The sequence below is a fragment of the Shimia sp. MMG029 genome (genome assembly GCF_027947445.1).
Classification (GTDB): Bacteria; Pseudomonadota; Alphaproteobacteria; order Rhodobacterales; family Rhodobacteraceae; genus Shimia.
Genome location: NZ_JAQJIM010000001.1, coordinates 969,279 through 985,706 on the forward strand (window position 1 = coordinate 969,279; position 16,428 = coordinate 985,706).

14 protein-coding genes and 1 pseudogene are annotated in these 16,428 nt (G+C 52.4%); 9 read left to right on the forward strand and 6 right to left on the reverse strand.

Annotated features, from left to right (window positions below):
- The first annotated feature begins 256 nt into the window (after positions 1 to 256).
- The 8 genes from PJL69_RS04570 to PJL69_RS04605 all read left to right on the forward strand — a co-directional run bounded on the left by PJL69_RS04570 (position 257) and on the right by PJL69_RS04605 (position 10,778).
- The gene (locus PJL69_RS04570; RefSeq protein ID WP_271308586.1) at positions 257 to 697 is read left to right on the forward strand and encodes a plasmid mobilization protein; all 441 of its coding nucleotides are present in this window, start codon (positions 257 to 259) and stop codon (positions 695 to 697) included.
- Positions 694 to 3,396 carry an AAA family ATPase gene (locus PJL69_RS04575; RefSeq protein WP_271308587.1) on the forward strand — a complete coding sequence of 901 codons (2,703 nt, stop codon included), beginning with the start codon at positions 694 to 696 and terminating at the stop codon, positions 3,394 to 3,396. The genes PJL69_RS04570 and PJL69_RS04575 overlap by 4 nt, the downstream gene beginning before the upstream one ends.
- Positions 3,397 to 3,717: 321 nt before the next feature.
- Complete coding sequence (locus PJL69_RS04580) at positions 3,718 to 4,950, forward strand: hypothetical protein (RefSeq protein WP_271308588.1); 1,233 nt, start codon at positions 3,718 to 3,720, stop codon at positions 4,948 to 4,950.
- A gap of 740 nt (positions 4,951 to 5,690) precedes the next feature.
- On the forward strand, positions 5,691 to 5,876 hold the full coding sequence (locus PJL69_RS04585; RefSeq protein WP_271308589.1) for a hypothetical protein: 186 nt from the start codon (positions 5,691 to 5,693) through the stop codon (positions 5,874 to 5,876).
- Between the two features lie 30 nt (positions 5,877 to 5,906).
- A complete protein-coding gene (locus PJL69_RS04590) occupies positions 5,907 to 7,136 on the forward strand; it encodes a radical SAM/SPASM domain-containing protein (RefSeq protein ID WP_271308590.1) in 1,230 nt (409 codons plus the stop codon).
- Between the two features lie 23 nt (positions 7,137 to 7,159).
- Entirely contained in the window at positions 7,160 to 8,467 is a 1,308-nt protein-coding gene (locus PJL69_RS04595; RefSeq protein ID WP_271308591.1) for a radical SAM/SPASM domain-containing protein, read from the forward strand.
- The gene (locus PJL69_RS04600; RefSeq protein ID WP_271308592.1) at positions 8,424 to 9,758 is read left to right on the forward strand and encodes a radical SAM/SPASM domain-containing protein; all 1,335 of its coding nucleotides are present in this window, start codon (positions 8,424 to 8,426) and stop codon (positions 9,756 to 9,758) included. The genes PJL69_RS04595 and PJL69_RS04600 overlap by 44 nt, the downstream gene beginning before the upstream one ends.
- Positions 9,759 to 9,785: 27 nt before the next feature.
- The gene (locus tag PJL69_RS04605; RefSeq protein ID WP_271308593.1) at positions 9,786 to 10,778 is read left to right on the forward strand and encodes a radical SAM protein; all 993 of its coding nucleotides are present in this window, start codon (positions 9,786 to 9,788) and stop codon (positions 10,776 to 10,778) included.
- A 161-nt stretch (positions 10,779 to 10,939) separates the two neighbouring features.
- Here the strand turns inward: PJL69_RS04605 and PJL69_RS20315 are convergent.
- The 6 genes and pseudogenes from PJL69_RS20315 to PJL69_RS04635 form a co-directional block, all read right to left on the reverse strand.
- A pseudogene (locus PJL69_RS20315) lies at positions 10,940 to 11,181 on the reverse strand (IS66 family transposase); the annotation flags it as partial.
- A 269-nt stretch (positions 11,182 to 11,450) separates the two neighbouring features.
- Positions 11,451 to 11,744: a type II toxin-antitoxin system RelE/ParE family toxin gene (locus PJL69_RS04615; protein ID WP_271308594.1), complete on the reverse strand. Its 294-nt coding sequence runs from the start codon at positions 11,742 to 11,744 to the stop codon at positions 11,451 to 11,453.
- Entirely contained in the window at positions 11,741 to 11,992 is a 252-nt protein-coding gene (locus tag PJL69_RS04620) for a type II toxin-antitoxin system ParD family antitoxin (protein WP_271308595.1), read from the reverse strand. Before PJL69_RS04620 ends, PJL69_RS04615 begins: the two co-directional genes overlap by 4 nt.
- A gap of 149 nt (positions 11,993 to 12,141) precedes the next feature.
- Positions 12,142 to 13,839 (reverse strand): ParB/RepB/Spo0J family partition protein, encoded by a 1,698-nt coding sequence (locus PJL69_RS04625; RefSeq protein WP_271308596.1) that lies wholly within the window; start codon positions 13,837 to 13,839, stop codon positions 12,142 to 12,144.
- Positions 13,840 to 13,919: 80 nt separating this feature from the next.
- Entirely contained in the window at positions 13,920 to 14,426 is a 507-nt protein-coding gene (locus tag PJL69_RS04630) for an antirestriction protein ArdA (RefSeq protein WP_271308597.1), read from the reverse strand.
- Positions 14,427 to 14,811: 385 nt separating this feature from the next.
- On the reverse strand, positions 14,812 to 15,075 hold the full coding sequence (locus tag PJL69_RS04635) for a hypothetical protein (protein ID WP_271308598.1): 264 nt from the start codon (positions 15,073 to 15,075) through the stop codon (positions 14,812 to 14,814).
- Positions 15,076 to 15,404: 329 nt separating this feature from the next.
- On the opposite strand from PJL69_RS04635, the gene PJL69_RS04640 reads away from it, so the two are divergent.
- Positions 15,405 to 16,427, forward strand: coding sequence for an SIR2 family protein (locus PJL69_RS04640; protein WP_271308599.1), 1,023 nt, complete (start codon positions 15,405 to 15,407; stop codon positions 16,425 to 16,427).
- Position 16,428 lies beyond the last annotated feature (1 nt).

Genomic DNA, 16,428 nt, shown 5'->3' on the forward strand with positions numbered 1-16,428 from the left:
ATCTTTAGAATTAATTTTCAGAAAGGGATCCCATAACAGACACAAGAAAGTCTGTTACTGGTGCACCGAGGAGGAACAACCTAGAACCTTCTGAGTGCGATCAGATCCTGACAGAATTGGAAGAATGGACAAGTATTCTTCAGGCTGAGCCGGAAGTTATCCACAGATTGGCAGCGTTTGCTGAAGCAGCGGAAAATGCTTCGGATAGGAATGAGGACGATCCAGGGCTGACATCTTCGTTTGAGGAGCCTGCGCCATGACGCGTCTTGCATCTTCAAAGGATTCCAACGTCACGCCCGTTTTCACAAAAGCCTCTTTGGAAAGAACACGGACCACCTTGTCGCCACTGACCCTTCGCTTGACGAAGGACGAACGGGCACGGTTGGAAGAGCTCGCTACGGGTATGACGCTCAGTGCATATGTGCGGGCCTGCGTCTTTGCTGAGGATGCCAAGCTGCGCAAGACTCGGCCTGCGGATCAGGTCGAGGAAAAGAAAGCAGCGGCTGAGGCATTGGCTCTGCTGGGGCAGTCGCGGATTGCCAGCAATCTCAACCAGCTCGCCTATCATGCCAATATCGGTGCCTTGATCGTAGGAGAGACGGAGAAAGATCAGATTGCCGAAGCCAATGAGCATTTGGCAGCCATTCGGGCGCTGTTGATGCAGGCGCTCGGGAAGAAACAAAGGCCGCGCCGGTGATCCTGAAAGGCAATGAACGTGGCTATGGATCGGAGCTCGCGCGGCATTTACTGAACCCGCGTGATAATGATCATGTGACCGTGCATGGCCTGCGCGGCTTCGTTGCCGACGACCTTTTTGAAGCCTTTGCCGAGACAGAGGCGATTTCGGGCGCCACTCAATGCCAAAAATACCTGTTCTCGTTATCTCTGAATCCTCCCGTTGGCGCAGAGGTTTCCGTTGCAGATTTCGAAGTGGCGGTGGATCTGGCCGAGCAGCGAATGGGCCTTTCAGGGCAACCGCGCGCCATTGTATTTCACGAGAAGAACGGTCGGCGGCATGCCCATGCTGTCTGGTCGCGGATTGATGGACACGCGCTTAAAGCGATCAACATGCCGCATTACAAACGCAAGCTTGCATCGCTGTCTCACGAACTGTTCCTCACTCATGATTGGCAGGTTCCGCGCGGGTTTGAAGACAAGGCAAAGCGTGACCCACTGAACTACAGCCGTGAGGAATCGGGACAGGCCAAGCGGGCCAAACGCGATCCGAAGGCCATCAAGTCGATATTTCAGGGGTGCTGGGAGGTGTCGGATTCAAAACCTGGGTTTGAAGCGGCAATGAAAGAACAAGGCTTTGTCCTCGCCCGAGGAGACCGGCGCGGTTTTGTTGCCATCGATGCCGATGGCAAGATCTGGTCGCTGTCGCGCTGGTGTGGCGTGAAACCAAAGGAGATGCGGGCGCGGCTTGGCTCTGAATTGGACCTGCCATCCGTTGAACAGGTCGCTGATCGTCTACGCGGTTTGCCTAAGCAATCCGTTGATCCTCAAAACACCGCTTTCGAAGCCCGGCGGGCAAAGCTGGTTGAAGCGCAGCGCAAAGAACGTGCCGATCTGCTCAAGCGGCAAGAAATCCAGGGACTTGATGACATCAAAGCACGGCAAGCCAGCCTGCCCAAAGGCCTACGCGGGCTCTTGTCCCGTGCAACCGGTCAGTATCAGACAAAGCTGCGCCAGATTGAAGCTGAGGCACAGGCTGCAGAGCGCCATGATCGTGCGGCGCAGCAGGCCCTGATTGGCAAACATCTCAGCGAACGACAGGCCCTCGCGCGGGACGCTCAAAAACAAGGCCTGTGTGCTGCGTTCCATAGGCAAGTCCAAAGTGATCCCAAACAAGCGCTGATCCTAAAGGATGACGGGATCGCGCATTCCGCCGCCCAACTTATTAAATCGCCTGACTTGGTGCTGGAGCATGTCTCGCAAACCAAAGCGGCGTTCAAACGGGTCGATGTGTTGCGCGCGCTGGCGCAGAGGATCGACGATCCGGTGGTGCTGCAAAAGGCGGCGGATCAAGCGATGCGCTCGCCACAGCTGGTGCGGCTGTCCGATGATGGGCATACGCCTGTCTTTACGACGAAGGACTATCAGTCTGCCGAGACTGCTTTGGACCAAGCCACCGGATCAATGGTGAACAAGCATGGATTTGCTGTTTCCTCGTCGCATATCCATGATGCCATCAAGGCGCAGAATGCCAAGATGAAACGGGCATTTGGCGGCAAGCTAAGCGAGGAACAGCAAAACGCCCTGCGCCACGCTCTCGGGAGCAGACAATTGTCTTCAGTTGTCGGCCTCGCGGGCGCAGGGAAAAGCACCTTGCTTGCAACGGCCCAAAACGCCTGGGCGAAACAAGGCGTTACTGTTCACGGAGCCGCTCTGGCAGGCAAAGCGGCAGAGGAACTACAGAATGCCTCCGGCATCAAAAGCCGAACGCTGGCTTCGCTGGAACTGTCATGGGAAAATGGAAATGAACCGATCTCAAAGGGCGATGTCTTGGTCATTGACGAGGCTGGAATGATCGGCACGCGGCAGTTGGCGCGCGTTGCGACAAAAATGCAGGGAATTGGTGCGAAACTCGTCCTCGTTGGCGATCCCGACCAATTGCAACCGATTGAGGCAGGCACGCCATTCCGGCAGATCGTCAAAACCCACGGCGCGGCCCGTCTGACCGAAATCCACCGTCAAAAGGCTGATTGGCAGAAACAAGCCTCGCGCGATCTGGCGGGCGGCGACATGTGGACGGCCCTGAGCAGTTATGAAAAGCGCGGTGCTGTGTCTCGTAGTGACAGGCGCGAAACGGCGATTGAGGCGCTGGTCGAAACCTACGCAATGGATGTCGCCGCAAATGGGTCCGCCAAATCCCGTCTGGCCTTCGCCCATAAACGCAAAGACGTGCATGCGCTCAATCAGGCCATCCGTTCTGCACTGCGGTCAAACGGCGAGGCTCCACCCGAAACCCTATTCACAACCGACACCGGCAAAAGGGCCTTTGCCGCAGATGACCGCATCGTTTTTACGCGCAATAACAAGGATATCGGCGTCAAAAACGGCATGTTGGGCACTGTGGTAAATGCGGAGAACGGTCAAATGGCAATTGCTCTGGATGGCGACGAAGACCGCCTCGTCCGCTTCAATCCAAAAGCCTTCCGCAGCTTCGACCACGGCTACGCTGTCACCATCCACAAATCCCAAGGCGCAACGGTCGATCAATCCTACGTCCTCGCCTCCCGCTCCATGGACCGACACCTCGCCTACGTCGCCATGACCCGCCACCGTGAAGACTTGGCGATCTTCGTCAACAATCGAGACCGACCAACCTGGGCGAAGGATCGAACACAACGTCGCCGACCAACCCGCACCCGCGATGGACCTTCTATGGGGTAAGTCGGGAACGTGAATGTCGCGGCCATTCAACCAAACCGCAGAGAAAGCTACAGAAGAGCCCAAGGCGGTCATCGACTTTTCTCACTGCGCGCGCTCGCCGCACGAAAATCGCTGCATCTGCTCGCTTTATGACGCTGCGCGGCGGCAGGGAAGTCGGCCATTCGTTCACCACGCAGCGAAAATTTTCAGGGCAACTTACAGGTCGCGGGATTTTCCGGACTTTCGCTGCGCGATGCACAAAGGTACGTTAAAGCCAAATAGACTCATATCGGACGCGTTGCCCGCTCGGGTGGAACGCCTTGGACAAACGAGGGATGGATAGTGGCGGAAGATGATGGGCGTGCGCTGAAGAGCACCAATCTAGCGAAGCTGGTGGGCGATGACACCGCGACAGGACGGCTGCGAAAGCAGATGAAGGCGATGGAAGCGTTCGAAGACCCCGCCGGGCTTCGCGCTCTTCGTGCTGCGCTAGGCCCTACCAGCGCGATTCAAGAGATGATGGTGTCCCATCGCGCCGCAATCGATGCGGCGCGCATCCTGCCGGACGTGTCAGCCTTCGCGGGGATTGCGGATGCGGCGCGGCTGACGGACTCCTACCGTCTGCCGGAATTGGCCGGGCTGGGCTTGGCGGACGCCTACAAGGTGCCGGAGATTGCGGGGATCGATGCTATCAGCAAAGCCCATCGTAGTATAATGGACTCGTTCCGCGTTGGATCGCTCGCGGACATGATCGGCAGTCAGGGCGCACTTGCAGCACTCGCGCCGTCCCTCGGGTTGGTGAAAACAGATGCCTTCGCAGGATTGCTAGACGGCATCCGGGCACGTCAGTCGACGTTCGGCTCCGCCATAGAAGCCTACATGGATCAGGAGCGGGCGCAGGCAGAACGCATCACGGGAGTTGTGGAAGCGCTGGCAATACCTCGGATTGACCCCGCCAGATTCGGCATCGGCAGCGCGCTTGCATTGAGCGAAACGAACGCATTCAGGATCGCCGGGCTTACGGCCGATTATGGCGATCAGTATCGATCAATATTCGGCGCGGTGAATGATCGTATCAGTGCACTTGCCGGACTAGGGGCAGCGGCGAATGCGTTTGCGCCGCAACCGGATTTAGTTGGCGGGATTGGCAGCCTGTTGGAACGCGCGTTAGCGCAGCAGGAAGCGCTATTTGAACAACAGCGCCAACTCGTCGAGCAAACAGCCGACGTGCAGCCCCGGCGCCAAACGCTGATTGCAGAACGCCTTACGATCATCGCGGCAGTCGTGACGATCCTATACACGATGCTTTGCGTATATGTGATGTTTGAAGAACGCCTAGCCGGGGGTGATCCTGCCACCCTAGAAAATACCGCCACAATAAAAGAAAACACGCAGGCGATAGAACAGATGCGCAACTCTTTCGACGTACTGGCGGGTCAATTAGAGCGTATGCGCGTAGCGCAAGAAGAGGCAGGAGAAGAGGAGAAGGCCGCTGACGCGGCCATTGCCGAAATCCTGCGTGAGATTGCCGACACGCTGGCGGATCAGGCGGAAGGAGAGGATGAATCCCCCTAACGAAGGCGGTCCCACCTGCATAGAGAACCGGCTGTCGACCTTCAAGCCCTCCAACTCTTCGCTTGGTAGGGCTTCCACATCGGCCTCACGGACGCGCTGCGGTAACCCGTTCGGGTGTGGGCATCCGTGTCGCCCGGGACTGTTCTAGCCAGGTGCGGCCCTGCGAGACAACCGAATGAAACAAGAAGGCTGTCGCAGTAGCGTCTCTACCGGTTCTCAGAGCGCATCGGTGGGTGGGTCTAGGACTATACGGAACGCCATGCTGCAACCGCAGCGCAATCTGTGGAAGCCGCCATTCGTGCGCTCCGCAGCACCAGCTGAAGTGGGCTCAGAACGGCCTGATGCTCATGCGGCAGTGCCGTCGCGGCAGTCACATCGAGACCGGTCATCCAAGTTACGGGCCAAGCCTTTGATCTTCCCTCATGTCGCTTAGTGCGCGGACATTGACGAATCTGGAACCGTAGTTTGCGCTCCTGGCGGCGAAACAGCCCGAAGAGGCATCTTGTTCCGACAGGGAGCGGACATTCGAACGCAGCGCAGCATCCGTAGCTCTGGGGTTTTACCTGCCGTTACCATATAGCTCAGTTGCTGCACGCGCAATCGGCAGGTCGCATCCCAAAATGGACATTTGTGCTTTGGCTGATCGTTAAGCTTCTGCCAACGCACAAAACACTACTCTTGGTGGAGTCGTCAATTTGTGTTAGTCTGCTTCCATATTTTTTTGACGAAAGGAATTCGTGATGGCTCTCTCCGACGCAGACAAGGCTGAAATCGCAGCGATGATTAAAGAAACCCTTTCTGAAACGGTCAAAGCATCATCTGCACTGGATGTTCGGACAGTTGGTGTTCCAGTGGACTTCGGTTCCTTAATTGGAAAAAAACCTCTGCCTGTCGCGGCAGATCAATGTTGTAACGGATGCGACTAATAGTTCGGGGCTCTCTCCGAGCGAAAGCGAATGTTACGAGCATCTAAATATAACATCGAATTCTCTGCATTTGATGGGAAAAAATATATATGTAATGGCCTTTCCGGGACGATAATACGTGACCCCGGAAAGGACATACTATCTCTCACCGAAGATATTGAATTCTTAAAGCTTCATAACTTTGTTTATGAAGCTTCTACTAATGAACTCGATATTCTTGACCGAAGAAACTCCACCAGCGGTTACGACGACATTGTCGAAATAACCCTCATGGTGCATGAAAATTGCAATTTTAGATGCAAATACTGCTACCAAGATTTTAAGAATAGAAAGATTTCCGGAGTTGTGTCAGACGACATCGTCTCCAGAGTAACAGAGTTGGTTGCATCTAAAGGAGGATTAGTCGCCCACTTCTACGGCGGCGAGCCGCTTCTTGCTTGGGATAGCATGCTATCTTTGATTGAAGAGTTCCAGGACATTTGCAGAAGTAACTCCGCTGATTTCCGTTTCTTCCTAACAAGTAATGGTAGTCTTCTTACCCAAGAAAGGGTTGAAGTCCTATCAAACCTCGATGTCCAACATGTCAAGATAACGCTTGACGGCACACGAGATTTTCATAATGCCAATAGACCAATGGCGAGTGGTGCCTCAACTTTTGACGTAGTTCTGGACAATTTGATCGCGGCGTCCAATCTAATTCCAATCGTTCTCAGGATTAACGTAGGAGACGAGAACGTTGGTAGCATAACAACACTATTAGATGAAGTGGCTGATAGAGCGTGCAATATTCAGAACATCAGCATCGACTACAATATAGTGTACAATAGAACGGACTCATCTTTATCAAATGGCGTGACATACAAGGACATTAGCGAGCTTCAGAAACATGCTTTTGGGCGTGGATTCCGATTACGTCTTCCCCCAATAACAAGAGCCAGAAACTGCAAATTTAACTCAAAAAATAGCTTCTTATTTGATGCGACTGGCACCACCTACTTGTGTGACAAGTCTGCGAAAACACAAATAGAGATCACGAATGACGAGGCGGTAAGCCGCAGCGCTGTAGTTGGGACGAAAAAAGATAGCCTAGTTAAACATTTTCGGAGCCACCGCAAAGACTGCCTAACTTGCAATTTGCTACCAATGTGTGGCGGCGGATGTCGAATTCTAAGCCTGGACAAGGATAGTCCAGCGTGCCCACCTTGGAAAAACCACATCGCCGAATACCTATCAGCACACTTGATCAATGCGGAACGCTAATGCTCGAAAGGTGAGGTTCAACGATGGAAAAATTGGAACCTTCGAGATTTAATGTCTTTGTACCCATTGACGATGGCAGTACATTCCTACTCAATTCGTGGTCTAGAAGAGCGATCATAATAGAAGCCACGGCTGCCTCTGCATTGCAAAATGGCGAATGTGTCCCAGAGAAAATCATACCCGCACTTGTCGAGATCGGTGCTCTCACAGAAGAACCGGACGGTCAGCAGAACGATGTTTTCAATGCCTTTGATGATGAGAAATTTAGTCGAGACGAGCTGACGGTGGTGATTCCACTGACAAACAAATGCAACTTAATGTGCGGTTATTGCTACCAAATCCAGCACGGCGACTTTCAAGGCGACGAGCCGAAACAGATACAGGGTTGGGATACTGACAAAATATTGGCTGTAAAGCAGTTCATATTTAACAAGATGTCGGACGAAAAGTATAGCTCCGTGCGAGTAAGGTGGTACGGCGGGGAACCACTTCTGCGCCAAGACCTAATTCAAAGGCTCGGAGCTGAAATTCGCGAGGCAGTTGAAACAAATGGAAAACGGCTTTGTGGGACAGTCATAACAAATGGCGTGCTTATTACACCAAAAACTGTCGAACTGCTTTCATCAGTTGGCGTTGACCGTTTAGAGATATCAATTGACGGTCCCCAAGAAGTTCATGATGCTCATCGCTCCAGTCGAAACGGCAAGAGTACTTACGAAAGGGTGATCCGGAATCTCCTTTTCGCGGCCGACCGATTTTCTACCATTGTTTTTCGCGTGAACATTCATGCGGACACCGTCAAGTTGGTACCGTCATGGTTAAAAAAGATATCGGAGACCATTGCACGAGAGAATATATACCTGAAATTTAAACTAGTAGAAGGTCTCAAAGATAATACTCTATCTTGGCCGGATTTTTGCGAGATTTCATCCGACTTTACAGGTCTTGCGAGGCTGTTGGGATTAAACGTCATTCAGACAAAACTTACGACGGAATTGTGCCCGGCAATTCGAGAAGACTACCATATAGTTCAATCAGACCTAAAGGTTTATAAGTGCCCCCAGAACCTTGGAAGCGAGATGCATGTAGGCACCATAACAGAGCATGGAATGCTCTCAGAAACCAGGTTTTCGGCACCCTGGCGTGAATACTCCGTGCGAAAAGACGCTGCCTGTGCATCTTGCAATCATCTTCCTCATTGCAATGGTGGATGTCCTTACAATGCAATTATGAGTACCATCGAAAGTAACGATCTTGATGTGTATTCAAGAAAAGAGGGGTGTTGCGTTGAAAAATTTGCACCACAAAGAATCCTGGCGAGATCAGTTTAAGGTTTCGCGCTTTAACGTGCTGGTCGACAGTGAATTCGACGGGCACATACTCTACAATAGTTGGAGTGGCGCCCGCATAAGAATTCCAAGTGGCGCTCTCTCGGATGAAGCAATACTGCAACTTGAAACAGGTGAGGCCCTCGATGAGGTTGATGATGCTTCGTTTAAAGACCTGATACGTAATGGGATATTGGTACCGGATCGCTTAGATGAAGATGACCTAGTTGCTCAATGGCACGGTGAAGCAGCTAATAATCCCCTAATTCGGCGTGTGACCGTCATATTGACAAGAGTATGCAATCTGGGTTGCGTATATTGCTACCAAGACAAACACGAGGCAGACGCAAGTGAAGACTCCGAAAGGGTTTGGGAGTTCTTGCAGCAACAAGTGGTCAAAAATGGTCACCTACAGATGACATGGTTCGGTGGTGAGCCGCTCCTCAAAGTTTCAAAGATCTGTCATCTTTCAGACAAGCTTATTCAACTCTGTAGGCAGAAAAATTGCCGGTATAGTGCGACAATATCAACGAACGGCGTTCGGTTAAATGAAAAGAACATTTCGGAACTTGTTTCTAGATCAGTAAACGTATTTCAAGTATCGCTTGACGGACCTGAGCTCATTCAAGAACTTCGGAGACCTTCGTTAAAGGGAGCTCCGACTTACGACATTATTGTTCAAAATATCGCTTTGCTATGCGAAGCAGGTGCTAAGGTTCGAATAAAGGTTATCTTAGATTCAATGAACTGGAAACATGTTCCTGAGCTCTTCGATGACCTCTCAATGCGTGGCTTGATCAAAAATGTGGATATTGCCATACAAGAGACAGAGTCAAAATTCGCTGCGGCTCTTTATGGCCGTAGATTCAGTTCGCTGCGAGAATTTGGCGAAAAGAAGCTTGAATTGTTGAGACATCTCGCTCGTCTTGGCATGAAAGTACCTGAACCATCACAGAAACCTGAGTTCTGTGCCGCGACCAGCAAGTATAGTCAGATCATTGATATGTCGGGACAAACGTTCAGATGCGGCACAGAGAAAGAAAACCTGACAGGACAAATCTCTGACGTAGGAAAAATTAACTTCACAAACAAAGAGTATGAGGAACATTTTGTTGAGAAGAGGTTTGGTAGGTTAGAGGACTGTAGGACCTGTAAAGTGCTCCCCATTTGTGGAGGAGGATGCTCATTGGCAGCATCTGGCATGGCATCGAGATCAACTTGTTCATTTTATAGAGAAGTAATTGGAGACTATCTAAGATTGCTTGAGAATCAAGACAAGACTTGTTCGGCCTAGGAAGCAATCGGTAGGAGGATTCGTCATATGAGCGCTTCCGCAAATCTTGGAAGGATGTTTATGGATGAGATGCACGGGAGAGGCCCGAGTAAGTCAATGGCAGACCAACTTGCAGATATTAAGGAACTGCAAAGTAAGGTTAGCGGAATTGTTCTTTCAAACAATTCATTTAGTGCTCGAAATGGCATCAATCTATCTAGAGGTGATGTGGCAAACTTGGCCGGTAGGTGGACCGCATTATTTGTCGGTAAGGCTTGCGATCTAGAATGTAAGTTTTGCCCGCAGCCTCCGAAACCCTCTTTGGAGGACGATATCGTTAATAAAACTGGAGTGACAACATCATTTAATCACGTTGGATCTTTGGATGAAATTTCTATTGTTGTGGGGAAAGCGTGTATCGACAACCGAATTGATGCGGTGGGTATTTCGGGCGGTGAGCCGCTATTGTACTTGGATCGGATAGCTCGGGTCTTGGAGTTTATCAAGACTATGTCGCCAAACACTTACGTATATCTTTATACAAATGGCACGAAGCTGAATCAGGGTACGGCGAAGGAACTGGCTTCGTTTGGAATTGATGAAGTTAGGATCGATTTGGCGGCCAGTAACTTTTCTAAGTTGAGCTTGAAGGCCCTTGAGAATGCCTCCAGCTGGTTTCCTAGGGTCGTTGTGGAAAGCCCGTCACTGAAAGACACGTTTGAAAAGTTCTCGAAACACAAATGCAAAATAGTTGACTCGGGCATTCAACAGATAAACTTGTGTGAGATGGTGATCAACAAATACAATGCCCATCATTATGTTAACGAACCATATTACATATTCAATCCTTACCGCAAAGGTGGAGGCATGGAGTTGGATTACGAACATTTCGACAAGATTGAATCATTCGATAGGCTGGTACCTACCTGGAGTAGACCTCAGGCCTACCGGGTAATGGACATGTTTAGCGATGTGAGAAGCCGTTTGACTATACATGATATTTCTCAAGGCGTTCATTTCAAAAGTGAAGCTCCGTTCTAGGGTCAGGATGCATTGATTTTCGACGAGCAATATGAATTACCGCTCGGAAAACGGAGTGCTGACATGAGCAACCTTTTCTGGCTGAGCGACGGTGACCGTCCGGTGAAGGCGCTCTGGCGCGGACGAGACGTCCCCGGTTACGTTGCCTGCGCAGCGTAACTCTAGGGCATCAACTCGGCGAGTCGGTTGATCTTGTGATCGGCAATACGTCCGCGCACCCAAGTCAGCAAGGCTTTCGGATTTACGCCGTTTAGTTTGGCGATTTCGACAAGGGTGAAGGCGAAGGTGTAGCTTTTCCGCCACCTTCGGAACCGGCAAACATCCTGTTCTTCCTGCCTATGGCCACAGGCTTCATCGCCCGCTCGGCTGAGTTATTGTCGAGTTCCAGTGCCCCGTTGTAGAGATTGTCTGAGGTGAGTAAGGCCTTTCACATGAACGGCAGCATTGTCCGCTCCTCGATAGCTGGTCCTGGTTGCAGCGAAAGGGCGGTTTGAAATTCGCGCCTCAGACTGGCTTTCAATGACTGCTTTGGCGACAACGACCGCGATGCAGCGATGTGTGTGCCGCGCGTGCGAGCGGATGCTGCGTCAGCAAACACCCGGAAGGGTAACGGCTGCAATGTCCCGCATCTATCCAGCCGACGCCCGGCGCAGCGAAGGGCGGGTTCTGTGATCACGGCCTTCCTGCGACATCCTGATACTTGACGACGGCGCGGATTTCGACGGCATCGCCATCAATCACATAGTAGATCGCATGTTTCTCATAGACCGACCTGCGATAGCCCGCGCGGATGTCCTCCACGGCGGGATACATTTTCGGTTGTTCGCAAATGCGTTGGAACCGTTCCAGCAGGCCATCGTAGTAGCTGTCGGCTTGTACTTCACCCCAAGTCGTGAAGCCTTCGGTGTAAAGATCGTCGAGGTCCTGATCCGCGACTTTTGTAATGCGGAGGGTCAGCTTGGTCATTGAGCGGTCTTCAAACGCTCCTTCGCGGCGGTTCGGATATCGGTGGGCGTGCGGTCACTGAGACCGCTGGCCTCAGATGCGATCAACTTGGCGCGCAACGCATCAATCTCCGCCATGCGCAATTCTTTCTCACGCAAAGCTTCGCGGATCACCTCACTGTCGGAGGCATAATGCCCAGAGGCAATCTGCGCCTGAATAAATTCGTCCTGGCTGTCGGTGACTGTAATGCTTTTTTTGACCATGCTCATGTGCGGCCTCATATTTATTATCCTACTTAATACTACCACATCTCGTCCCTCAAAATCAAATGCGGCGCGGACAGGCTGTCAGGCCTGTCCGCGCGTTTTTTTTGGCGAGGTGATCTGAGGGCACGGGCGGTGCCCTCAGATATGGGCTGTTACTCCGCCGCAATGGCGATGTCCTCGATCCCATGCACAGGATCGGCGAACCCGCTGCGGGTGGAGTAGCCCTGCTGGGGCGTAGCCATGTATCGCGGCCTCCAATTCTTAACTTTGACGGTGCGGGTGCCATCCAGACAGGCCTTGATGATAGATTTCTGCACCTTGGCGGAGGCGGTGATGTGCTCCTTGGCAGCGTTTTCACCTGCGATTTCCGCGACCATGCTGTTGATGGCCTGCTTGTCGCGCAGCAGATCAAAGAAAGTGTCGTCCATCGTCCATGCGGCGGTGATGTCCGTGTTGAGCGTTTGCGCCAGCACCTCAACCAGTTCGCAGCCGACAGCAAGGCTGTCCGCCATCAAGAACGCCAGCACGCGCAAGACCTCACCATCTGCCAGTTCGGCCAGCTTGCCAAACACCTCCACAAGGCTTGGGCGCGGATAGTAGCCGTCTGGCTTGTCGAGCAACGCAACATCATCCATATCCAACAGGGTTTTGATGGCCTGACGTTCCGTCTCAAACGCCTGCTGCGCCGTATTGGTCTCAAGGCTTTCGGCAATTTCTGGCTTCGCGGCTTTCTGTGGATCAGCTTTTACAGCCCACAGCGATGATCCCGCGATCATGTGCGCAGCTATCAGGCGGAGCGTCATGTTGGGAGCATCCAGCAGATCATGGCGCACGGCGGCATGGCGATGCAGGCTGAGATAGTTCTGCATGGCTTTGGTGAGTTCAGGTTTTTCCACAGGGGGTGCACCTGCTTCCGCTTTCTCCAACCGTTTAGCCTCGGCACTGGTCAGATAGCCTTCGTGGAACGCAACCTCTCCTTGCGTGGTGCAGGTTATGAAGACCTTGCCACCCTTGGATTTAGGAGTGCTGCGATAGTCCCAAGTGGCAAAGAATGCGCCCACATCCATGACAATCACGTCTCCCCAGCCCCCCGCGCGGTAAGCCTCGACACATTCGGCGATGGCGGCGTTCTGCAACGGCCAGAAAGCCTCGCTATCGGCAAAATACGCTTCGTCTCCGAAAAGGTCAGTGACAATTGCCAAGCCTGATTGTTCAACGTCAAACAGCGCATGGCTGACAGGAATGTGTTCCCCACCAAAGAGCCAGTCTTTCAGGCGCTGGCCTGTGGGCACATAGCTGTCTTCATCCTTCACCAACGCCCACCACGCCTTTTGCTGCTTTGGCGTTGCCATGGTGAGGTTGCGGACATCTCGAGCGTGAAGATCACCTTTGCGGTAGGCCGTCAGGATCGGTGCGTGCAAACGTCCCAAAGCCAGCCGCTGAGAGACCATACGTTCGGTAATGCCAAAGGTGACGGCGATATCTTCGACAGTGCGCCCTTCTTTGACCAGCTTGGCAAAGGCTTTGTATTGATCCACTTCGGACATCGGCAATCGTTCGATGTTCTCGGCAAGCGAAGCTTCAATTGCTGTTGCATCGTCACCCTCTGCCATCACAAGACAGGGGATCAGATCAATGTCACCCTCTTCCGCGAGGATGCGGCAAGCGTTCAAACGGCGCTGGCCTGCCACCACTTCAAAGCTGTCACCGCTGGGGCGCACCAGAAGCGGTTGCAGCACGCCAAGGCTGCGAATGCTGGTGACCAGATCGGCACAGTCTCTTGCGCCGTATTTGCGCACGTTGAGCGGGGAAACAGTCAGGTCTTCGATATTGATATGCTGCAATGTCATGGTTTTTTCCTTTCATGAGTCTCGATGCGGGAGTGCACCCTGAAACCGCTCACGCGGACCGGTTTGGGGCTGCACTCCGATTACGCGCAGCGATAGATCAGACGGGTGCCGCCAACTTCGGCCTCGGCGTAGTCGTGCGCCAGATCACGGGCGATAGCGTCATAATCGAGGTAGAACTGGAGGCGCTCAGGGATGTCGCCAAAGAGACCTTCTTCGACGAAATGCTCAGCGAATTCGCGCATGGTGTCGAAATGGTAGATATCAACGTCAAACTCGCTCGGCTGCGTGTCATCACCAAAGCAATAGCCGCATTCTCCAACAGCGAGGATCACGCGGGTTTTGTCATCATCATCCCAGTCTTCAACCGCGTCCAAATATTGTTTGAGATTGGCCTGATTGATCCCGATGGCGCGGGCGAGGTCACAGTCGATGTGTTCCCCATCGATGAACTGTATCTCAAATTCCTCAACGGGATCGCCGTGACTGTTCCGCAAGGCGGCGGCTTTCGTGGCATAGTCCTCGTAACTGTCGAAATAGAATCCAACGGCTGAGATATCGTAGGGCTGTGCATGCAATTGAATGGTCATTTGTCTGTCCTTCCTTGGATCAGGGGTTGCGCTTGCAACCCTTGGCCCTCGCCGAGAGTGGAGATGGGAGGGGACAAAACAAATCGGCGAAAGATGCTCTGTTTTGTTGGGGGCGACCTTCAGGGGGAGCCGACAAAACAAGGATCTCTTCGATCTATTTGTCTTGCGGGGAGAGAAGAGGCAAAGCCTCTCGGCTTCCCCGACAAAGACAGGATTGTGGCGGCAAGGCCGCCTCTGAACCTGCACCAGGGATCGACGCCGAATGGCCAAGACCGTTTGCGGGCTTGGTGCCCGCACGAGAGCCCGGTCGGCTGCGCCGCGGTGCCAAAAGAAAAAGGGCGACCCAACTGGATCACCCTCTCCCCACGCAGTAAACCGAAGTGCTTTATTGCGGTGAGCGGTCTAACACCTCTCCGGACTGATCTGCATCCCTGTCTTTGACAGTGCGCAGAACAACCCGCCCATCCACAGGCAGCGCATCCATGCGGATTTCATATCCCTGCCCATCTTTATGCGCCCAGGCCGCACCAATCTTGCTCCAGACGGAATTGCGACCATCGTCAATGGCTTTGACCGTGTAGGCCAGCATGAAAGGGCGCTTCAATCCGGCAGCATCACTGCCATTTCTTTCGTTTCTATCTGTACTCATAAAATCTCCTACTCAGTACGGGTTTAACAAACGGGAACATATCAAGAACAAATGCGACTGAAAGCTGCAAGGAAAATTGCGAAAATACATACACTTGTATGGTGCAGGGGACGGAAAGCTGAATTTCGCTGCGTAACGAACGAATGTCGGCTAAAGTCAGCAAGATGTATTGCAAGAACTTTCTGCTTCGCTTCTCTTGATTGCAGCCATTGGCTTCACAATCAGCCCAGGGCTGAATTTTCTTCACGATTTCACTTCCGATTCCTACACCGAGCAATATAGTGAAATGAAATTCTTTAGTATTTTGGGATTATAGGAAAAACACTTAAGTGACAGATGACGAAATCGCCAAGATCGCCCAATCTTGCTTTCATGGCTGCCCTACAATCGTCCTTGGCAGCGGAGCATCAATGCCTCATGGGCTTCCCAGCATGGGAGAGCTGAGCACGTACCTTAGCGAGAACATGAAGACAGAGGGCGACACTGAAGGTGATGCTTGGTTGCTGGTAAAGGTAGCGCTGGCCAACGGCGATCACCTCGAGGCGGCTTTGGAGGGCAAAACACTGCCTGCATCGCTACTGTCAAAAATTGTAAGTCTAACTTGGCGTTGCGTGAACGACAAAGACATGCAGCTTTTGGAAGCCGCCGCCCACGATGGTAACTTCGCTTTGGGCACACTCTTGGCCAACATGTTTAGCAGTACGCATAGTGAGGTACATGTGGTCACGACAAATTATGACCGCGTTGCCGAGTTTGCCTGCAACTCCAAGAATGTGTTGTTTCAAACTGGCTTTGCGCCGGGTTACATTCAGACGTGGGAAAGTACGGGCCGCGTAAAACTGGTACACGGGGCAAAGGCTGCCCGCGTCGTTAAGATTTGGAAGATCCACGGGTCTCTTGATTGGTTCCGCACCGCCGATGATAGGACGATAGGGTTACCAGTGTTCGAGCTGCCGTCCAAAGATCACTACACGCCGCTTATCGTAACGCCGGGGTTAAACAAATACGAAAAGACCTATGAAGATCCGTTTCGAACAACCATCAACGGAGCCGATGCAGCACTAAAGGCCGCTTCCGCTTTCCTTTGTGTGGGTTTTGGTTTTCGAGACCAGCATATTCACCCCAAACTCATTGAGCGATGCCGTGAGCGGAACGTCCCAACAGTGGTACTGGCCCGAACGTTGACGGAAGAAGCGAAAGATTTCCTGAAAAACAAGGCGGGCACGAACTACTTGGGAATCGAACTATCCGGAACCGGTAGCAGAGTTTACTCGCCTACCTGTCCGGAGGGCACCGATGTCACAACACCAGATCTTTGGTCGCTCGACGGCTTCAACAAATTAGTCCTTTAGG